Source organism: Pseudovibrio sp. W74, assembly GCF_001623085.1.
In the GTDB taxonomy this organism is placed as follows: domain Bacteria; phylum Pseudomonadota; class Alphaproteobacteria; order Rhizobiales; family Stappiaceae; genus Pseudovibrio.
The window spans coordinates 55,309-71,998 of record NZ_LMCJ01000025.1; the positions used below are offsets into that span (position 1 = coordinate 55,309).

A 16,690-nucleotide genomic window follows, 5' to 3' on the forward strand; every position below is an offset into this window, starting at 1 on the left:
ACGGAAGAAAGAACGCACCCAAAGTCAGAGGGCCATAATGGTGCTAAGTAACCTGTCCGGTAATTAGACTGTAGGTACGTGCGTATTACCATCAAGGCCACGGCCCGCGTGCCGATAAACAGGTCGGATACATAGTAGCGACTTCAAGGTTCCAAGTAAAAACTCTCTTGCGAAATGCAGGCGGTCCATACATCATGGCCCTCTGCTAGCGGCTACTGCGTCCTGCTTTATCATTGCCTCCAATTTGACTAGCCTTCGCGCAAACAGATCTACTTCCACTTTATTGAACAACCCATGCTCGGGATCTGATGCTTCAGTCCGCAGCCGGTTTTGGCAACCTGACGCATGGCATTGAGAAGTTCTGGTGTGCGGTTGGTTGGGTCGGTGAAGCCAGCATCATCCAAGCTGCCACAGTATTGCAGCTCACCCTTGTCGTTGAAACCGAAGAAATCTGGCGTACAAACTGCATTATAGGTGCTGCCAACTTCTTGAGCTTCATCGATCAGATAGTCCCAACTGGACCCAGCGTGTATTTTGGGCGTTACGAAGAACAACAAGGGAACATTGAATCGCATTCACCCGCTTTGGTGATTTTGAACTAGTAAGATGCGAACTTTGCTACCGTTCGCAGCACCGCGAGAACTGAGGTAAGCGAGAGCCTGTTGCCAGAGATGAGGGCGAATACTGGACATTCGGGTGTTTCCCTCAAGGGTTGCTGCTGTCAAAATAATTGTTTTTAATGTCTTGGTTAGGAGGCGTTGATGGATCTTTGCGGTCACATGAGTATAGTGCCTGTAGTGCCCAACGGATCACAAAAGGCTACTTTGCTCATGGCCCTAGCTTGATAATGGCCAGCTGGAACTGGACAATAATTCTGCTGAGCGCGCATTGAAGCCTTTGGCTCTGAGAAGGAAAATTTATCTCTTCATGGGATTAGAGGGCGGAGGAAAAGCTGCTGCCATCGCCTCAACCTCATTGAAACTCAATGATGTCGACCTGCAAGCCTGGCTCACATGGGTGCTGGCCTATATTGCTGATCATAAAATCAATTGCATTAACGATCTCATACCATGGTGTTACGCTGCTAAATAAGCATAACTGAAGTCCTAATCAATAAAAAGGCCGGGGTCACCGGACGCACACTTTGGGAAAACGGGTAATGCGAGAGCTTCAACGGGCGTATGCGCGACGAGCTACTGAACGGTGAAATCTTCTATTCCCTCCTTGAATCTCAAATCATCATCGAATGCTGGAGAAAACACTACAACACCAAACGACCCCACAGTGCTCTGAGCTATCACCCGCCAGTCCCGGAAGCCACCATTCAGATGGATCAAAGGCCAACAATGCACTCACTTTCAACTCGGATCACTCCAATGGGGCTGCTCAGTCGCAGAAATGTTGTCGGAGCACGACATAACCTTATCATATGAACCATCTGCCAGTGGGGCATCAAGTTTGGCCCAGCTTACAGTCATCGGTTGCGACGCAAAAGAGCACAAAGCTCAGATATCTTAATGATGTTGTGATCAAGTTCAAGGGCCAGCGATGCTATCTGTGGCGGGCCCTTGCTCTAGATGGTTACATACTGGATGAGACCCTTCAAAAACGACGCAATACCATGGCTGCTAAACGTTTAATGACATGTCTGTTACCAAGGTAGGGATTTGCTCCAAAACGAATTGTTACCAACAAACTCGGCTCTTATGGTGCGGCAAAACACAAAGTGATGCCAGCTGTTGAGCACCTCAGCCATAAGGACTTAAACAACCGCTCCGAGAACTTGCGTTTGCCCTCGCGAAAACGAGCCATGCAAAAGTTCAAGTCGCCAGGCCAGCTTCAAAGATTTCTGGAAACATTCTCCGGCCTGCGCAATCTCTTCGTTCCACCTCACCACCAACGATCTGCAATCGACACTCACCTCTACCGTATCAACGCTTTTTCACAATGGAAACAAGCTGCTGAGCTTGAAGCATTAAAATGCGTCTGGAGAAAACTATTGCGGCAAACTTCGGATTAAGTTGATAGCGCCAAATTGCTGACTACAAGATCAGGAAGGGCCAACTGAGCCAAAAGGGCATTCCAGCGATGTTTGCGACAGTACCCTTCGAAGTATTGGCTGCGACATAGGTATTATTCTGTTTCTTGCTCAAATTCTAACCAGACTGATCGACTTTCGGGAATATCTTCGCAGGTATTCAGATTTAGGGTACGCCAGCGATGATCTTCTGAAAAGGTGCTGTCAGAATCTGCGCCAACCTCGAAGCAAAGCCCCGTGCCAGTTAATTCAATACGCCCATCTGTACGATGTGTGAAATCTTGTAAAGATGCCCGCACAAAAGGATATTGCGCGATATCAACTTCATCAGCACAATGTTTGATCATCAGCGGGGCACCAGGCAATGTTCTCCCATTCAAACCAACCGCTGTCACGCACCCCCGATAAGCAGGAAAACGAATGGCACCAGGAGAGGAAAAGGTAACGGCCTCGTCTGCATAGAAGCCCGGCCGTTTGCAATTATGCGCATTTAACGGCATGGTAAAGTCTACCCAGTTGCCCGACCCGGCCACGTCAATACAATAACCGTCCTGCGGTCGATCAAGACGATCAGCTAAATAAAGATAACCTGCCTCATCACGCCAATCCTGAGCGTGCACCGTTATTGGCAAAAGTAAAATAAAGGCTAGTGTCCAAGGCATCACTGCAAGTGTTCTCATCAGGTGTCTCCTATAGGCGAAACTTTATTTAGGGCATCTGTTATGCAATGCTCAAATGGATGTGCATCACACGTGCCCTTCAAGTTTCACCAATAAATGTTGCGATCTGTCGAGTTTTCCTCATCAGTACGGATTACAGTTTGGACGTGTTCTGGCCAAAGCTCTCCGCTATTCAACTAATGAAGGCATAGGTTGGTCTGGGTATGTGAAAATACCCAAAATTAAATGCGCGTTGCATTTTACTTCGAGCCACAGTTCGACAATCTCTAAAACCTATTGGCTTAACTCCGTCAAAAGAACTCAGTTAAGTCATTTGCTTCAGGATCTTTTCAGGCCGCAGTGGCAAATCACGAACGCGAGCGCCAGTTGCGTCAAAGATGGCATTGGCAAGTGCTGCAGCAGTAGGCCCCTGTGAAGCCTCACCTGCTCCAACAGAGGGCAAGTCTGGGCGGTCAATCAAATGAAGCTCAATGACCGGGGACTGCGCGAAACTCATGATTGGGTAATCCCACCATTCGGTGCTGGTGACGCCGGTGTGATCGTAAGTCACCTCTTCCATCAAGGTCCAGCTCAGGGATTGGATGATTCCGCCTTCGATCTGATTAAGCACGCCGTCCGGATTGATTACCTGACCGACATCTATGGCTCCAACGACCTTCGATATGGCTACCTCGCCATTCTCTAAATCTACGTGTACGTCGACGACAATTGCGAAAATGCCCGATGTATTCCGATAGCGTCCAAATGCGAAACCACGTCCAGTGCCCTTTTTGTTCGAACGACCAGACCAATTGGCTTCTTCTGCAACTTTTTCGACAATCGCCCGATAGCGCGGATTGCTGAGGTGCTGCAACCGGAACTCAATCGGGTCCACATCAGCATTAAAGGCAACTTCGTCCATAAAGCTTTCCATAGCGTAGTGATTGGAATAAGCTCCCAGACTGCGCATCGCTGAGACACGTAAAGGCATCTCGGGCAGAAGGTGCTTTGTCAGCCTCTTGTTCGCGATATCATAGATCGGATCACTGTTACGATCCGCCCCGAACATAGACGCTGCGCTTTGAAATGCATAGGGTTGCAGATCGCTGTTAGTAGACCAAGCGGGCATGAGGCCACTACGATTACCGCTGCTCATTTGGGATTGCAAACCTGGACGCGCAATATGAGCACCTGACCAGAGCGTGTGCTCATAGGAGCGCAACCTGTTGTTGGAATCAAGTTCGGCAGCAATTTCAATACGCATTGCCGTGCCAAATGGTGAATGAGCCAGCTCATCTTGACGCGACCACATCACACGTACTGGTAAATCGGTTGCGCGGGCTAAGAGCGCTGCATCCATCGCTACATCATCTGCACCATTATGGCCATAACATCCGGCTCCATGGGCATGAATGAAACGCAGGTTACTCTCAGCCATCCCTAGTACGTTTGCCATGTCACGCCGGGCTGGGTAGACACCTTGCGTATGCGACCACACCGTTAGGATGTCGCCATCAAGCTGAGCAATCGCACAAGATGGTCCGATCGAACCATGGGCATGAAAAGGACGATAGTAAGATGCTTCGAAACGCTCGCCACCGGCAGAGTTAACATCGCCAACCTCCAGAAAAACACTGTCGAATGACGGCAGCGTTTTAATCCGTTCAGGCAACTCCTCCAGCGGTGGTTCAATGGGCGGGATGTCCCAGCTTGCACCTTCGGCCAATACTTCAGCTGCAGCCACAGCTTGTTCTTCACGTTCCGCAATCACGCCGAGAAAACTACCATCCCGTACAACTGAGATCACACCGTCCATTGCACTGACGGTGTCGATGGATACATCCACGAGTGTGAACTTCGGTGCTGGGGGGCGTACGATGCGGCCATGAACCATGCCCTCTAGGCGAATATCGACGATGTAAGAGGCTTCACCGTATAGTTTGGCCGGTAGATCAGCCCGTTGCTGGGGCGTACCCACAAACTTATGGTCTGCTGGACGCTTTGGTTGAGCATTGCCAGAGATCGGGATATTTATTTCCAAACCACCGACCAAAGCCCAATAGGTTATGTGACCGCCGTCCGGAGCGATCACCTCTCCATCTTCGACACGGATGTCCACCAAATCGGCGTGGAGCCTGCCCGCTGCCATCTTGACAAGATGACGGCGGATTTCGGCACTTGCGTAGCGTAATGTCATACCACTCGACTGTATCGATGCGCTGCCTGCCGTATACGATTCATCTGGTGACCGGTCAGTGTCTGGATTGATCACCTTTATGCGCGCAAGATCGACATCCAGTTCCTCTGCAACGATTTGCCCAAATGCAGTCTGAATTCCCTGGCCAAGTTCAGCCTTGCCAGAGGACACATAAACGCTGCCTTTGGGATCTATACGAATCCAGGCATCAACTGTCGATTCATTTGGGCGTCGCATTTCTCCCTGAGCAGTACGGATGGAAACCGGCAATGCGAAATAGGCGGTGAGCCCCCCAATGCCGTGTAGAATGGAACGTCGAGAAAGTGATGCTGTGTCAGGCTTAATCATGATTAGCCCTCCTCAAATCTGCACTTGAGCACGCTTGATTGCTTTTAGCACACGCGCCTGTGCCCCGCAGCGACACAAAATACCATCCATGCCCTCACGGATTTCTGCATCACTTGCGGCAGGATTGTTCGATAGCAGTTCGGTAGCCGTCAGGATCATCCCATTACTGCAGTAGCCACATTGTACAGCCTGCTCAACCAGGAATGCTTGTTGAAGCACTGAAAGAACGCTGTCGGGCGTCTGATCTTCGAGCGACACCACCTCGGTGTCGGCAACAAGCGAGACCGGTGCGATACAGGACCGTACGGCCTGACCATTAACAAGCACAGTACATGCACCACATGCGCTGGCACCACAGCCAAATTTAGGGCCGTTCAGAGAAAAATCATTTCGTAAAACGTAAAGAAGAGGGGCATCCTCATTCACGCCAGTAGTAACTGAATTTCCGTTGAGCTGGAATCTTATCATTGTGTTTCTCCTGTCTGAAACGCCAAAGGCTGGCTCCTACAATTTCGATGAGATTCCAAAACAGCCTATCTAACAATTTCAGCACTAACCGGAGGGCCCATAAGGCAGTCTTCCTTGATAGCTATGATGCGATTGATAGAGGTTGTAAAATCGCTCCCATCAACGGTAAAGCGTAGGTGCTCGGTGAAGACGACCTAACGTAGTTGATCATGTTTCTCTATATTTCTACGTGCTTTGTCAGAGAGGATGACCGGTACTAATCAGAGGAGCCAACACCGATCATGTCCAGCGGCTGGCCTACATTGAGCGTGATAAAGCTAGAAGGGGACAGTTGAGCCTCACGCTTGGCTTGTTCCAGAAGTTCAACCGGCTCAACGCGCGCTTCTGCACTCAGTTGGAAGGTTCCATAATGCATTCCGATTGACTGTTTTGCTCTTAAATCCATGTGTGCTTTAACAGCCTCAAATGGATCAAGGTGCACTGGCTTGAATAAATGCCTAGGTGCATAGGCACCTATTGGCAGAAAGGCCAAGTCAACAGGTCCAAATTGTTCATATGTTCTCTTGTAGTGATTGGCGTAACCACTATCACCGCCAAAGTAGATATTCTTGCCACCAATCTGCATAAGAAACCCGCCCCAGAGAGTGGAGTTTCTATCAGTCAATGTACGACCTGAGAAATGCTGCACTTCAAGAAACCAAAGCTTAAAATCATCTGACACTTGCGCGCTATCCAGCCAATCTAGTTCATTGATGTTGTCAGAGGATGCCAAGCGACTTCCCACCCCAAGTCCGGTATATATTTTGGGGTTGTCGCGCTTAATCAACTGATTTATGGATTTCAAGTCCAGATGATCATAGTGATCATGACTTACGATAATTACGTCGATTTCTGGTAGATCCTCCAGAGCTATGCCCGGTTTATGAACCCTCTTTGGGCCAGCAAAGGAGATCGGGCTGGTTCGTTCTGAAAACACTGGGTCAGTGAGAATATTGAACCCATTTATCTGGATAAGAAAAGTTGAATGGTTGATGAAGGTGACGCGTGCGTCCTTGCTATTGACTCTGTCTTGCGGGGACGGATCTGTAATCGTTTCCACCCATTTCGGCCATTTAGCTCTTTCCGTGTCAGAGGTCAGCCCTGCCCAGGCTACTTCCCAGAAGGAGTGAGTTTCGACCAGACTGTTATTCCTAAATGCTCCATCTTTGAAATTCAAAGACCCTTGCTTGTGATCTTTTTGAGTAGCCGCACAAGCTGTCATGAAAACACCTACCAATACGAAAATTACTGCTGTAAATTCAATGGGCCGCATCCATAAGTTCCCCGTTCAAAAGATCCAAACATAGGCGACATCTGGTCCGGCCTATTTAGCGCTGTGAGCGTGCGCGATTCATGATGGCAAGTTCTCTAGAAAATATTCCATTTGATCCTGCAACGTTGCTGCCATTGGATGCACCTGCAAAACTTCACAGAACAACGAAAGGGTGAGCAGCAGAGGTACGGACATCCGCGTATCCTTTTTTACATGGTCATACGGCTGCTACAGGTTGTCTAACTTATTACCGCATAAGTTTGGATATACTTGTCTGGAATACTTTTCTTGTCAAGCAATCTATTCAAAGATAGGGATTGCGAAGGCAAAACTAGATCTACCACCCGAGAAAGAGCGTCTAAACATAAGGATGGCCTATCTGTTACCGCTTAAAGCAGAACGCCTTCGGCAAATGTTGCAGGCTGCTGTTATGGAAGAATGTAAATTGACACTTTCAGAAAAGAAATGCTTGGGCGTGTTTGCCAGTCTGGAGCACCTGTGACGATGAGTGAAGTTTCACACGCCTTGCTGCTCACCGAAGGAGGCGCGATCAAGGTCATTGGTCGTTTAGAAAGCGCGGCCTTGTTACACGACAACGCTCAAGCAACGGTAAGCGAGTGGTGCTTATCAACATCACGGAAGCTGTCATGACTGCGTCCGTCCGATGACCCCAGCCTTTTTATCAATTAGGGCTTCAGTTACACTGATTTAGCAGCGCAATACCATGGCATGAGATCGTTGATGCGATTGATTTTATGATCAGCAATTTGAACCAGCAGCCCTGATCCTGGACACCCGCGTTCGATTGGCCGGGAGGGCAGCGGTGCCTGAACAACTTCCTCGCAGCATGAACACGAAAGGCACTCCTCGACGACACTGTTAGAAACAAACCCTGTTTCTGTTGTATGCATTGATCTCCCTTCAAGCATAGGATTGTAACGGTGATCATTCAGCCAGCAATATAGCCGTGTTTTTCTTGTGCCATAGCGCCTGGCAACCTGAGCGACGGGCAAACTTCCTTCCAGCGCCTGCCGACAAAACTGGAGGAAGAATAGAAGATCAAATCCTATTGCGTCAGGTCGACTTCACCGAACGCTCACGAAGTAAGTCAGGCAAGATATTATAAATCAACGGGTCCTGGGCCTAGCTTCACTCTATTATTCACTCTGATCAACCCTTCGTGTTTATTGTGGCAACAAGATCATCCTCATCTATTGGCAGTTTACTCGCGCGATATCCTGTTGCTGCGCGGATGGCATTTACGAGAGCGGGAAGTGCAGCAATCAACGCGGCTTCACCTACACCAGATGGCGCAACAGAAGGGTCACTGATGAGTTCAATTTCAAATTCTGGCGCGTGGTCAATCGTCGCAATCGGATAGTCGAAGAAACCATAAGCTGAAATCGAACCATCATCGATAGGCGCCCCTTCGACCAAGACTTGCCCGATGGCCATCATGGTACCCCCTTCGATCTGAGCCTTGACTTGATCAGGGCTGAAAACAAATCCGGGATCAAGCACACAATAACAACGATCGATACGGATTTGTTCGTTCTCTTTCTCATAAGATACGTCAAAAGCCATTGCAACATGGGTTTGCTCAGCAAAGATTGCAGCGGCGTAACCGCGACCAACCTCTGCGTCTTCAGGAAGCGGGCGAGCGGCACAAATGGTTTTCAGCTTTGTCAAACACGTCTTGAGCCGGTCTTGTTCCGGGCCAAGATTTTGCATCCGTAGCGAAATTGGATCCAGGTTGAGCGTTCGCGCGAGTTCCTCAACCGCCGCCTCGGCTGCAAGCGAATTGGGCGTCGCGCCAAGTGAGCGCCACTGACCAACATGGAAAGGAAGTTCGACGTCAGTGAATTCGATGCGGCGGCGATCAACGGTATAGAATGGATGAGAACCTATAGTGGCGCCTATGTCGTGAAACAGTTTCCGAACGAGCGACAAGCCCCCTTCAGGTAACAAAAAATCGTTGAACATGACGTGTCCGCTGACGAAAGCGTGCCACCATTCGGTGATTTTCCCATCGTCATCTGCTTTGATCCGAACCCGATGAGACGATGGCGGACGCGTACGGTCTGCGAGGAACTCGTCACGTAGCGACCACACCACCTTGACCGGTCGATCAACCTCTCGTCCAAGGAGCACGGCATCGCGGACAACATCATATGTTGCGCGACCACCAAAGCCGCCCCCCACACGCATGAGGTGAACCGTTACGCGGTCTGTTGACCACCCAAGTTCCGCAGCTGCCTTCTTTTGATTGACGAACATGTCCTGTGTGCCCGCCCAGATCTCGACCACTTCTCGCCCGTCCCGCTCACTAAATTGAATAACCGCAGAACGCCGTTCAATCGTCGCATGTTCGACAATTGGCAAATCCTGACGTCGGTCAACGGTCCAAACCTGATCCTGAGCGACATCATCGTTTTCGAGGATGCTGTCAAGTTCCCCGGCCAAAAGAGCAATATCAACATCAATCATCGCGTCGATATCTTTTTGAGTATAACTTGATGGGCTGTCCCACTGTACAGTCATCTGCTCGAGTGCGGCGTCAAGAACGCTTGGCGTTTCCGCGACAATGCCGGCAAAATTACGCTCTTTATCGACGACGACCTTGATGACACCGGGCATACTACTGACGCCACCATCATCAACATCAACGATCTGGGCACCCGCCACGGGGGCTGGGACGCCGCGCCCATATGTCATGTTCGGCAAACGAACGTCGAGTGCATATACCTCTTTGCCGGTTACAATATCACGCCCTTGAACCTGCAAAGCAGTTTTGCCAACCTGCACCTTCTCCCTGCCTGGATCAAACGTGTAAGAGGTCGCATCCGGGAGGTCCCCAAGATCGATCACTTCGTTTGTTCCTGTGACAATATCAGCGAAGGTCACGACTTGACCTTCCGGGGTAGTAAAACCGCCTTTAGCATCGCCAAGAGCATGGGCATCAAGGCCAACTTGCTTGGCCGCGCGTTGTCTCAGCTCTTCACGAAGACCAGCAGCAGCTTCAGCCAGAGGACGGGCGTTGTTACTGGTTCCCGAGCTTCCTACGGTGACCTGCAGTCTCGTTACGTCGTTTGTTGAGGGAAGCGAGACTTGGATATCCTCAACATCAACATTTAGTTCTTCAGCTACGATCTGGGCTAGGCCGAGGGATGACCCTTGTCCCATTTCGTGCACGGGGCTTAGCATTCTTACAGTGCCATCCAGGTCGACTTTGATCCACGCTGTGCCCTCCTCAAAGTCTGGTGCGCGCATCGACGCCATGACTGGCGCGAACTCTCTGCCCACGAAATAGGTGACGGTTAGACCCGCTGCTGTCCAACCAGCAGCTTTCAAGAAACCACGCCGTGTGAAGCGCCGCTTTTTTTGTGTAGCTGGTTTCATTTCTAGCTCGCCTTTCTTGTTTGCATCACTTGGGAAGCGTTCTTGATTGCAAGGTTGATCCTTTTATAAGTTCCGCAACGACAAAGATTGTTGCTCATGTGATCTATGATTGTTTGGTCGTCGGGGTTAGGTTCTTCATTTAACAATGCAGCGGCTTGCATGATTTGCCCTGCCTGACAGTAACCACATTGGGCGACGCGCTCGTCCAACCAAGCCTGTTGAACAGGATGTAAAACACCATCGGCGCTGGCAAGGCCTTCAATTGTGGTAATGCTGTCAGACTGGACATCAATCGCATAAATGGAACAGCTGCGGACAGCCTCACCGTTGATGTGAACTGTGCATGCACCACACTCCCCTTGGCCGCAGCCAAGTTTTGGACCAACAAAACCCAACTGTTCACGCAGCACCATAAGCAGCGTTTCATCTTGCCATGAGTCTGGTACATCAAATTCAGAGCCGTTGACGATTAGACGCATGGATCAATTCCTCCAATTGGCAGACATAATTCTGAGAGTTTCGTAGGAACGCGCGGTGTCCGGCTAGTCTTGCTCCAGAAGAACACCATTCTTGATGACCATGTTTGGCATTGAACGGCCAACCAGCTCACTTGCACTTCGAGCGGCTTCAATTCTGTTTAGATCTTCGTCGCTTAGACTTAGATCCAAACTTTGTAGCGTATCCTCTAGTTGGGCTGTGGTGCGAGAGCCAGCCAGTGGGATAATGTCTTCGCCCTTGGCCAACAGCCAGCCGTGCAACAGTTGGGCAATCGAAATGCCTTTGTCGGCGGCCATATGGCGTAGCGTAACCATCAAAGGATCGCCTTCTGCATCGGGTAATTTACCAAAACCCATGGCGCCAAAGGCCACAATACCGATACCCAATTCACGTGCCGTGGGCAGGATGCTTTTTTCGATGGAGGTATCGGTTACGGAGTAAGCGAACTCCACCAAGCTCAGCGGGTGGGTGGCATGCGCTTTGCGAATGGTCTCTGCATCGGTTTCCGACAGGCCGATATTGCGCACATATCCGGCTTCGACCAGGTCAGCGATCGCACCGATGGTATCTTCAACAGGGATACCGATATCCACACGAGCGGGTTGATACAGGTCCACATAATCCAGACCCAAGCGTTTCAGAGAGGAGGTGATGTAAGTTTTCACATTCTTTGGGCCAACATCGACCTTGTTGCTGCCCGTAAAAGCATTCTGAAAAGTTCCATACTTCAGGGAAATGAATACCTTGTCCCGGTCAACGCTTTTCAGTGCCTCACCGATAAGAAATTCATTATGACCATCCTGGCCGTAAAAATCCCCTGTGTTCAGGAGGTTGATGCCTGCCTCCAGCGCGGCGTGAATGGTGGCAATGCTTTCGGAACGCTGCTGGTTCGGCATCATCGACATGCGCATGCATCCCAAGCCAAGTCTGGAGACTGCAACACTGTCATTCCGGTAGGTTTTCATATCCATTTGAAACGCTTTCTCAGATTTCCAGCTACTTTCGCTGGCTACCCGGAAAGTACTCATCAGCAATTACATCAACAAGGCGCATTTCATTGAGGTGATATATGTCGAAAATTGATATATGGCGATAATTCTCGTCGAGTTCGGCGTTTTTCCAAGCAATAGTTAAAAATGACCAGATCGGTAGGAGATTGGAACCTACCGTTTACACAATCTGCTCTACCGCCTGCCGAACTGCACCACGAAACCATCTTTGCGCTGGGGAATGGTGCGTGGCCTTGTGCCAGATCATTTTGAATTGAACAGTTGGAAACGGGCAAGGCGGTTCAATGTGCGCGAATTCCCTGAACAGCCCATGCGCCATGCGCGACGGTAAGATCGCTATGAGCTGTGACCCACGCATCAATGGGGGAAGGGCTTCGAAACTAGGAACTTCGACCCTCAACTGACGCTCTATACCATGTTGTTCAAAGATGCGTTCTTCGAAGGGCGTTCCAGACAGAGAGAAACGGACTGTCGCGTGAGGCAGTGTACCGAAATTCTCACGCACTTCATCTTCCGAAACGACCTTGGGATCAAAGAAGCACTTTGAGCAATCCTCAAACAACGTAGTGCTGTAGATATCAAGCTGATCTGACGGCGGGAGAGGTGTGACGACAACATCGCTCTCTCGCATACGCAGCCGATCCACGTAATTCCGGCCAGACGGGATCAAGCGAAGTTTGGCTTGCGGCGCTTCGATTAAAAATCTGTCCAGCAGTCTGGGAGAAATCAACTGACGCTCGTAGTCTTGCGCTTCAAGGCAAAATCGGGTCGTCATTTTCTCCAATTCCAGCGGTTCTGGCGAAACGAGTGCCTCAAGTCGATCTAGTATTTCCGAAACCTCAGGTGCGAGGACAAGGGCACGCTCGGTTGGTGCAATGCCACGTCCAGCTCGCACGAACAAAGGATCTCCAAACACCAAACGCAGCCGATCCAAAGCATGACTGACTAAGGGTTGGCTGACGTCCATCCGTGCAGCTGCACGCGAGATCGAACCCTCTTTCGCAACTGCGCAGAAAATCGTCAGCAGCTTGACATCGACCTTCATTAGATCAGATTTTTTCATATGTGACCTCAATAAAATGCGTCTTGTTTATATTATGAACGAAAAAGATACTCCTCGCAACATCGGCCGATTGGAGGTCATGCAATGAGGATGCTCGGATATGTCCGCAACGAACAAACAGAGTGAAGTTGAATTTGTTGCACTCGTCGCGCTGACTACATCGCTAGGAGCATTGTCGATTGACGCTGTGCTGCCCGCGCTGCCCGACATCGGCGAGAGTTTCGGGATCGCCGATGGCAATGCATTGCAGCAGATCGTCGGCATTCTGTTTTTGGGATTGACCATCGGGCAACTCGCCTACGGACCATTGTCAGATCGCTTTGGACGTAGGCCACTCCTATTCATCGGTATGGCGGTTTTCGTGTTGAGCAGCCTGGTTTGCATTCTGGCAGATAGCCTCGCCGTGATGTTTGTAGGCCGGTTCTTTCAAGGCGCGGGGGCCGCGGCGCTCAGGATCGTACCCATGTCCGTTATTCGTGACCGATATGATGGAGCCGCCATGGCTCGCATCATGTCCCTGACGATGGCGGTGTTCATCATTGTACCTTGCATCGCTCCAATGCTTGGACAGGGGATTCTGATGCTGGCGGGATGGCAGTCGATCTTCTGGTTCATGCTGGTGCTGACATGCGCCTCGGGGTTTTGGGTTTGGACGCGCCAGCCGGAAACTCTTCCAGTTGAGCGGCGCAGCGCGGGCAGTCTTGTCTCGGTCCGCGACGGACTTGTCGCGACCCTGTTGAACCGGAAAACACGTGCCTATACAATCGCCAGCGGGCTGATGATGGGGACTTTTATGGCCTATGTCATGTCGGCCGAGCAGATCTACCGCGATATCTTTGAATCAGGTGATCTGTTCGCGCTCTACTTTGGGGTAGGTGCAGGCTTTATCGGTATTGCCAGTTTAGCCAACGCCCGTCTGGTTGAAAGCTATAGCCCGGAATTGATCTGTCGGGCCGCCCTGTTTGGCGTGATCCTGGTTAGCGGTTTGGCATATGTCATCAACCACATTGCCCCATTATCTTTATACGGTTTTCTTGTCTTAATCTCGATCGTTTTCTTTTGCTTCGGACTTACGATGGGCAATATGAACGCAATCGCCCTGCAACCGCTTGGACATATTGCCGGGTTGGCCAACTCGGCCATCAGTTTTCTGTCCGGATGCATTGCCATGGCGATTGGGTCAGTCATTGCTGGCACTTTCAATATGACGGTAGCCCCCCTGTTCTTCGGGATATTTGCAACCAGCCTGTTGTCTCAGCTTATCTTAATGTTGGCGGATCGCCAACAAATGGTAACGGGCGCATAGCCCGCATCCTGATCGATCTCTAACAGTCAGTGGATTGGTGCTCCGCATGTAAAGATGCCGGCTGCTGAAACGACAAAAGAACCCGGTGATGCTCGCTTATTGCTCTGGAGCCACGCAAGGCGCAAACTCTATGAAGTCGCACGCAACAAAACACCGCCTGTAGCTCCAAAAGACCTGCGCCAGATTGGTGAGCTACATCAGATCGAAAAGACGATCCGGGGCAAAACCCCAAGAAACGTCTGCTAGAACGCCAGGAGCGAAGCAGAGAGAGTGAGCTGGAGCGCGGTATTATCCTATCGTATGAGACCAATCGCAACTGGTTGAATAAGTTCAACCCATGATGAAAACACGCGAATGACCGCTTCTCTAATCGGGCGTTGAGGTCAAGCTCTTTTTCCTTTTCATTCGGATCATATCCATCTCCGGGTCACGCTTCTCTTCGCAGTCTGGATCGCTCTTCATTGTGAGCGGCTGCATGCATGTGCCGGAATGGTTGTAGAGAGCCCCGCTATTGGACGCGCTTTCATGGCGCAGCAGACATTTTCGGCTTCATCTACAAACCTCGTCCAGAGAGGACGATCCTGCCGTGATACTTAGGTCAGGCCATATCATGCAACAACCTCCAAGCCATCACGACAGAATGATGTGTCATTGACCCACATGCGGTGCATGACAACTGCCAGCTTTCTGGTACGCAAGCATGCCTTGCGACTGCTCAGGAGCGTGCGCATTGCATGCGAACGGCGACTTTTCATATGCACTGGGCTATACCAGCCGGAGCGCAGGACTTGCGCTATGCCGCGCGCATCATTCTTGTCGGTCTTGTTACGCATGGCCGACAGAGCCGCATGCACTTGCCGCGCCTCCATACAGACAATGTCAAAACCGTGTTGTTCTTTCAAACCGTAAAACAGGGGCTGGCTCATTGTTCCAGCTTCAAAGCCAATGCGAGTGATAAGCAACGACGTCTGGGCTAAGGTGCTGGCGATAACATCAACTTCGCAGGCAACCGAGCGTTCAAATATAATCTTACCTTCGCCGTTCATCACACAGATCGAAACAGACCGTAAAGAAACATCCAAACCAGCATAGTATTCCATGGTGCTCTCCCATCCTCGCAGCAATATGCTGCGATCTTAACAGGAGCTGACCTATCGTGAAGGACAAGCCCGATTACGCATGCTTTTGGCCCGAAAGCTTTTCGATTTCAGTTTGATACGTATCCAGCATGTTTGAAGTAGTTCCAGCACTCTTTAGGATCGTAGAGGTCACAGACTTGACCAATGGCAGTGAAGACATCGGTGAACGAGCGGGCGCCGATCCTTCGCAGATGTGCCTTGAGTTAGGCATCCTAAAGTAGTCATTCTAGTATCAATTTTGCGCGCTGCAGCGAATGGCTGCTTTGGTCTGCACAGAGGCTTCTTACTCTTCTAAAAAGCGGTTCCTGAAGCCCTCACAATTCTGTTAGGCGGGAGCCACTAGAGGTTGGGAGGGAGTTGTGGTTAAGGATAAAGCATTAACGTCGGCTTGCTTCCTGATGGTTCTCTGTGTGCTCTCGTGAGCGAACCTACTTTTCCTTCAAAACCGATCTGAACTCTCTGGGTCCTTCCCAGCCCTTTCTCCTCCTGCGGGGAGTTCAGCAGGGCAGGGCTTGCGCATGTGTGGAGTACAAGGAGGCTTGGTGTTTATGTTCATGTTGTTGTTCTCATGTTCTAACCCCGCTAATCCTATGGGTTTATAGGATTTTTCACCTTCATCTCATTGACAGTTTAAACAATCCATCGCATGGTTTGCGCGAGGCGTCGAAACCTCTCACAGAGCGGTCACCGCTGCCGTTTATTGGCGGTCTTTTTGTGTCTGGAGTTAGGTCTTCAAACGCAAACTCTCGCTTATGGGCGGGAGGGCGGTGAATACAATACCCTTTGCGGGGGAATAAACCCGCCTGTCTCTGTCAGGTTTCGAACCTCCCGCTCGCCAGTGGGTTGTCGAAAGCCTTCTGTCGAGTGGTTTGTTCAACAAGCCAACAGAGAGGGCTTAATGATGACTGATACTGGTAAAGAGAAATGTGCCCATACGTCCCTTCGCAATGAAGTGGATCAACTTCGCTTATCAAGCAATCACCTCAAAAATCTAGTTTATTCCATGAGCGTGGTGATGAGTGAGCGTATGGAACACACTCAGGAATATGAAGCGTTGCTGACGCTGTTTGATACTGTGCGCACTCACATTAATGATGTGCAGGAAAGCGGTGAGAAAATCTCAGAGCTGCTTGATCCCTGTGCACTGGAAATCTCTAAAAGCAAGTAAGTTGGAATGATGAGAGGCTTGCCTCTTAAGGAATATTCTGGCTTGGGAAGCGTGAGCTTCTCAGGCCTTTTTAGTATGTGGCTGC

General features: G+C 50.3%; 14 protein-coding genes and 2 pseudogenes. 6 read left to right on the forward strand and 10 right to left on the reverse strand.

The genetic code is table 11. From position 1 onward, the window contains the following. Positions 1-269 precede the first annotated feature (269 nt). The gene (locus tag PsW74_RS28410; RefSeq protein WP_208988060.1) at positions 270-575 is read right to left on the reverse strand and encodes a hypothetical protein; all 306 of its coding nucleotides are present in this window, start codon (positions 573-575) and stop codon (positions 270-272) included. Positions 576-852: 277 nt separating this feature from the next. Between PsW74_RS28410 and PsW74_RS30235 the strand changes: the two are divergent. The 3 genes and pseudogenes from PsW74_RS30235 to PsW74_RS29865 all read left to right on the forward strand — a co-directional run. Beyond that, positions 853-939, forward strand: a pseudogene (locus tag PsW74_RS30235) (transposase); the annotation flags it as partial. Then, positions 928-1,092, forward strand: coding sequence for a transposase domain-containing protein (locus tag PsW74_RS18520; protein WP_343228957.1), 165 nt, complete (start codon positions 928-930; stop codon positions 1,090-1,092). The pseudogene PsW74_RS30235 and the gene PsW74_RS18520, both read left to right, overlap by 12 nt. A gap of 47 nt (positions 1,093-1,139) precedes the next feature. Next, a pseudogene (locus tag PsW74_RS29865) lies at positions 1,140-1,433 on the forward strand (transposase); the annotation flags it as partial. A 700-nt stretch (positions 1,434-2,133) separates the two neighbouring features. Here PsW74_RS29865 and PsW74_RS18530 read toward each other — a convergent pair. From PsW74_RS18530 to PsW74_RS18565, 8 genes are all read right to left on the reverse strand, one after another. Continuing rightward, positions 2,134-2,718: an RICIN domain-containing protein gene (locus PsW74_RS18530; protein WP_063287389.1), complete on the reverse strand. Its 585-nt coding sequence runs from the start codon at positions 2,716-2,718 to the stop codon at positions 2,134-2,136. A 304-nt stretch (positions 2,719-3,022) separates the two neighbouring features. After that, on the reverse strand, positions 3,023-5,242 hold the full coding sequence (locus PsW74_RS18535; RefSeq protein WP_063287390.1) for a molybdopterin cofactor-binding domain-containing protein: 2,220 nt from the start codon (positions 5,240-5,242) through the stop codon (positions 3,023-3,025). A 12-nt stretch (positions 5,243-5,254) separates the two neighbouring features. Next, on the reverse strand, positions 5,255-5,710 hold the full coding sequence (locus PsW74_RS18540) for a (2Fe-2S)-binding protein (protein ID WP_063287391.1): 456 nt from the start codon (positions 5,708-5,710) through the stop codon (positions 5,255-5,257). Between the two features lie 256 nt (positions 5,711-5,966). After that, positions 5,967-7,022 carry an MBL fold metallo-hydrolase gene (locus PsW74_RS18545; protein WP_063287392.1) on the reverse strand — a complete coding sequence of 352 codons (1,056 nt, stop codon included), beginning with the start codon at positions 7,020-7,022 and terminating at the stop codon, positions 5,967-5,969. Between the two features lie 1,170 nt (positions 7,023-8,192). After that, positions 8,193-10,421: a molybdopterin cofactor-binding domain-containing protein gene (locus PsW74_RS18550; protein ID WP_063287393.1), complete on the reverse strand. Its 2,229-nt coding sequence runs from the start codon at positions 10,419-10,421 to the stop codon at positions 8,193-8,195. 2 nt (positions 10,422-10,423) lie between these two features. Continuing rightward, complete coding sequence (locus tag PsW74_RS18555; protein ID WP_063287394.1) at positions 10,424-10,900, reverse strand: (2Fe-2S)-binding protein; 477 nt, start codon at positions 10,898-10,900, stop codon at positions 10,424-10,426. Positions 10,901-10,963: 63 nt separating this feature from the next. Then, positions 10,964-11,890: an aldo/keto reductase gene (locus PsW74_RS18560; RefSeq protein WP_206599769.1), complete on the reverse strand. Its 927-nt coding sequence runs from the start codon at positions 11,888-11,890 to the stop codon at positions 10,964-10,966. 199 nt (positions 11,891-12,089) lie between these two features. After that, the gene (locus PsW74_RS18565) at positions 12,090-12,992 is read right to left on the reverse strand and encodes a LysR family transcriptional regulator (protein ID WP_063287395.1); all 903 of its coding nucleotides are present in this window, start codon (positions 12,990-12,992) and stop codon (positions 12,090-12,092) included. A gap of 100 nt (positions 12,993-13,092) precedes the next feature. Between PsW74_RS18565 and PsW74_RS18570 the strand changes: the two genes are divergently transcribed. Beyond that, positions 13,093-14,298: a multidrug effflux MFS transporter gene (locus PsW74_RS18570; protein WP_063287396.1), complete on the forward strand. Its 1,206-nt coding sequence runs from the start codon at positions 13,093-13,095 to the stop codon at positions 14,296-14,298. Between the two features lie 54 nt (positions 14,299-14,352). After that, positions 14,353-14,544, forward strand: coding sequence for a transposase (locus PsW74_RS18575; protein ID WP_063287397.1), 192 nt, complete (start codon positions 14,353-14,355; stop codon positions 14,542-14,544). Between the two features lie 362 nt (positions 14,545-14,906). Here PsW74_RS18575 and PsW74_RS18580 read toward each other — a convergent pair whose 3' ends face one another. Further along, a complete protein-coding gene (locus PsW74_RS18580; protein WP_063287398.1) occupies positions 14,907-15,398 on the reverse strand; it encodes a transposase in 492 nt (163 codons plus the stop codon). A gap of 937 nt (positions 15,399-16,335) precedes the next feature. On the opposite strand from PsW74_RS18580, the gene PsW74_RS18585 reads away from it, so the two are divergent. Next, a complete protein-coding gene (locus tag PsW74_RS18585) occupies positions 16,336-16,605 on the forward strand; it encodes a hypothetical protein (protein WP_208609264.1) in 270 nt (89 codons plus the stop codon). Positions 16,606-16,690 lie beyond the last annotated feature (85 nt).